The following is a 3,694-nucleotide window of genomic DNA, read 5'->3' as shown; positions in this document are numbered from 1 at the left end:
GCAGAAAAAACATAATCTTTTCGAGGTAAAAGCCAGTAAAGAAAAGCTTTTGCCCTCTCAAGAAAAATTAATTTTTATCACTTTTTTTATTAATGAGATGCTGAATTATCCGATGGATTTATTTCTTGATTAATCGTAGATATTTTCTTACGACCTTTAATATATTTGCCTAAAGATTTATTTTTCTTAAGTCGTTTAATGCCACTTAAAGTGCACAGAGAGAATAGAGTTCCCACCAGAACCATCTGCCATAAACCGCAACCAGAAGCCGCGCCTAATCCTGCCGCTAACCAGATAGTCGCCGCCGAAGTCAAACCTTTCACTTGTACCTTATTTAGTTCCCGATGGGATTGTTGTAGGATGATTCCCGCCCCTAAAAAACCGACACCAGAAGCGACCCCTTGAATAGTACGACTGAGAGCATTAGAAGACGCATAACCCACATCTCCCTCCGCTTGTAGGGGAATCATGACAAACATGGCAGCTCCGAGACTAACGATCATAAAAGTTCTCAATCCAGCAGGACGACCGCCTCGCTGTCGGTTATAACCAATCAGACAGCCGACGGCCATAGCCATACTCAGCCGAAAAATAATCGTTTGCCAATCTTCCGAGTCAAAAAACATTGCTTAACCCATCAAATGAGATAAAAACTTCGCCTAACCAATCAAGGCCTTTTCCAGATGCCGCTTTAAATCGTTCCTATTCTCGATCCCAATCGATAATCCTAGTAAAGCCGGTGTTACAGGTGGAAGTGGAATAAATGGGAACCGTTACCGCCCCATGGCTAGAGTCTGGTTCTTGCCCCCCATGAATCGCCCTCGTTGCAAATTCCATCAATTTACTGTCCTATTAGTCGATATCTTCGAGGTCTTTAAACAGGGCCGTGCTGAGGTAACGTTCCCCAAAACTAGGCTGAATCATGACGATTAATTTATCTTCGTTTTCGGGTCTTTTGCCCACCTGAATTGCCGCCCATAAAGCGGCCCCAGCCGAAATGCCCGATAGTAGTCCCTCCTGACGAGCTAACCGTCGTGCGTAGGCGAAAGCCTCTGTATCATCGACGACAATCACCTCATCGATTAATTCCGGTCGGAAAATTGCCGGGATAAAACCGGCCCCGATGCCTTGGATTTTGTGCGGCCCGGGTGGTCCTCCCGATAAGACGGGACTATTAGAGGGTTCAACTGCGATCGCTTGAAATTGGGGACGACGGGGTTTAATGGTTTCGGCAATACCGGTAATGGTTCCCCCGGTTCCCACGCCACCGATAACGATATCTACCAGGCCATCGGTATCGGCCCAGATTTCCTCGGCGGTGGTTTCTCGGTGAATTTTCGGGTTGGCCGGGTTGCGGAACTGTTGCAAACTATAGGCGTTGGGGGTGTTTTCGACTATTTCCTCGGCCCGGGCGATCGCTCCTTTCATGCCTTGGCTACCCGGGGTTAATTCTAATTGCGCCCCGTAAGCTTTTAACATCGCCCGTCGTTCTAAACTCATGGTTTCGGGCATAGTCAGGACTAGGCGATAGCCTTTGGCCGCCGCCACCATGGCCAGGGCGATGCCGGTATTGCCGGAAGTGGGTTCCACCAGAATTGTTTTATCGGGGTGAATTAGTCCGGCGGCTTCCGCGTCCTCCACCATACTGACCCCGATGCGATCTTTAACCGAGGCGGCGGGGTTCATACTTTCCAGTTTGACGACGATGCGGGCTTTTACTCCCTCTGCCACTGGGATTCGATTCAGTTGGACTAGGGGAGTCCGTCCTACCAATTGGGTGATGTCTCTTGCGATCGGCATAATCCCACTTGCTTTGTATTTGTTGGCTATTTTTGATTATATATGTATTTAAGATGTTTTACAATACTTTTTAAGTCAGAGTACACTGCAAAATGCTGGTGTTGGCACCTCTGATCACAACGTCGGCGGGGATTATCCCTGTCGATTTTTATTGCCTTGCCACTTTTTTTGTATATCGAAGCACAATCGGCAAAGTTGTCTTGGGAAATTTCTCTCAATTTAGTTAATTATTATTAGTATATAAAAGCACATTTATTTAAACAACTTAAACAAATTATTAGAGAGATGAAAAGAGCGATACTTTTTCTTAGTATCGGGTTACACATTTAAGAAAGTTTTCTGAGATTTATCCTAAAAAATTATTTTTTTGCTGGTTTTTTAGGAAACAATTTTTAATAAATAAAAGTAGGAAAATGGTCTATAAAATAATTCATGGCAAAAACGAAGTGTGTCTAGGAGCGTCAATAAACGCTAAATTCAATTAACAAGAATTGTTCCTCGATATACAAAAAAATCTGGCCAAGGGAGAGTAATTTTTTTTCAAGGACGATAGTATAGTCCCAAGAAAAAAACTCCTAGATACTTTATCGGAAAAAATAAAGAAAAGCCAGAGCAATCAACCTCGATATTTTGCCGAAACCAATCATCATTATAGGAGATGAAAACTATGGTGTTAGATGCCTTTGCCAAAGTCGTTTCCCAGGCCGATACCCGGGGGGAATACCTGAGCGAGAATCAAGTCAATGCCCTAATTGCCTTCGTCAAAGATGGTAATAAACGGGTCGATGTGGTCAATCGTCTTTCCAGTAATTCTTCTGCGATCGTTACCGATGCCGCGCGTAGTTTGTTTTCAGAACAGCCCGTTTTAGTTGCCCCCGGTGGCAACGCCTATACAAACCGTCGTGCCGCCGCCTGCTTGCGGGATTTGGAAATTATCCTGCGCTACGTTACCTATGCCACCTTCACCGGCGATGCCAGCATCCTCGATGATCGCGCCTTGAACGGTCTCCGGGAAACCTACGTCGCCCTGGGAGTTCCGGGAGCTTCTGTTGCGGCCGGAATTCTCAAGCTCAAGGACGCTTCCCTTGCCCTAGCGGCCGATCCCAACGGTATCACTCGCGGGGATTGCAGTTCTTTACTAGCAGAAGTCGCTTCTTACTTCGATCGAGCGGCGGCGGCAGTTTCCTGATGCTGTGACTTTCTTATCTCAATCCGATTAAACTTTTGTAGGAGCAATTCCATCCATGACCAAAACACCTTTAACCGAAGCGGTAGCTACTGCCGATTCCCAAGGCCGTTTTCTCAGCAGTGCTGAATTACAAGTAGCGTTCGGTCGTTTCCGTCAGGCCGCCATCACCCTAGAAGCGGTAAAAATCCTCGCCCAAAAAGCCCCCAGTTTAGCCCAAGAAGCAGCCAACGCTGTCTATCAAAAATTTCCCTACACCACCCAACTCCAGGGGCCGAACTATGCCTACGATGAGCGAGGGAAATCCAAGTGCGTTCGTGATATCGGCTACTATATCCGAATTATCACCTATGCCCTCGTGGTAGGGGGTACAGGCCCGATCGATGAATATCTAGTCGCCGGTTTGAGTGAAATTAATAGTGCCTTTGAGCTATCTCCTAGTTGGTATATCGAAGCCTTAAAATACATCAAAACCAATCACGGATTAACTGGGGATGCTGCTGTAGAAGCTAATTCCTACATTGATTATGTGATCAACGCCCTTAGCTAATTTACGTCAACATAAGCTCATATCTCCTAAATTCACCTCGGGATGAGCGCCGAGGTTTTTTTGCGTCCGTCTAACTTAGGGCTTGCTGAAAAAGTTTTTCGGTGGTGGCAGGGTGTGGGGTGTGGGGTGTGGGGTGTGGGGTGTGGGGTGTGGGGTGT

The 3,694-nt window shown here is 46.4% G+C and carries 5 protein-coding genes; 2 read left to right on the top strand and 3 right to left on the bottom strand.

Features of this window, described 5'->3' with window-relative positions; all coding sequences use genetic code 11:
- Positions 1 to 89: 89 nt before the first annotated feature.
- The 3 genes from PX481_RS26455 to cysK form a co-directional block, all read right to left on the bottom strand.
- Positions 90 to 626: an MgtC/SapB family protein gene (locus tag PX481_RS26455; RefSeq protein ID WP_288096913.1), complete on the bottom strand. Its 537-nt coding sequence runs from the start codon at positions 624 to 626 to the stop codon at positions 90 to 92.
- Positions 627 to 702: 76 nt separating this feature from the next.
- Positions 703 to 837 carry a hypothetical protein gene (locus PX481_RS26450; protein WP_262382309.1) on the bottom strand — a complete coding sequence of 45 codons (135 nt, stop codon included), beginning with the start codon at positions 835 to 837 and terminating at the stop codon, positions 703 to 705.
- A gap of 15 nt (positions 838 to 852) precedes the next feature.
- Positions 853 to 1,800, bottom strand: a complete 948-nt coding sequence (cysK, locus tag PX481_RS26445; protein WP_287659471.1) for a cysteine synthase A — start codon at positions 1,798 to 1,800, stop codon at positions 853 to 855.
- Between the two features lie 670 nt (positions 1,801 to 2,470).
- Here cysK and cpcB point away from each other — a divergent pair.
- Complete coding sequence (cpcB, locus tag PX481_RS26440) at positions 2,471 to 2,989, top strand: C-phycocyanin subunit beta (RefSeq protein ID WP_002733930.1); 519 nt, start codon at positions 2,471 to 2,473, stop codon at positions 2,987 to 2,989.
- 55 nt (positions 2,990 to 3,044) lie between these two features.
- Positions 3,045 to 3,536 (top strand): C-phycocyanin subunit alpha, encoded by a 492-nt coding sequence (gene cpcA, locus PX481_RS26435; protein ID WP_002762687.1) that lies wholly within the window; start codon positions 3,045 to 3,047, stop codon positions 3,534 to 3,536.
- Positions 3,537 to 3,694: the final 158 nt, after the last annotated feature.

The sequence above is a fragment of the Microcystis sp. M53603_WE2 genome, assembly GCF_030065435.1.
This window is presented reverse-complemented; position numbering and strand designations above follow the sequence as displayed.

Bases quoted from the DNA above. Each gene is read 5' to 3' on its own strand.
- PX481_RS26455 (WP_288096913.1), bottom strand. From the start codon at position 626: ATGTTTTTTGACTCGGAAGATTGGCAAACGATTATTTTTCGGCTGAGT.
- PX481_RS26450 (WP_262382309.1), bottom strand. From the start codon at position 837: ATGGAATTTGCAACGAGGGCGATTCATGGGGGGCAAGAACCAGACTCT.
- cysK (WP_287659471.1), bottom strand. From the start codon at position 1,800: ATGCCGATCGCAAGAGACATCACCCAATTGGTAGGACGGACTCCCCTA.
- cpcA (WP_002762687.1), top strand. From the start codon at position 3,045: ATGACCAAAACACCTTTAACCGAAGCGGTAGCTACTGCCGATTCCCAA.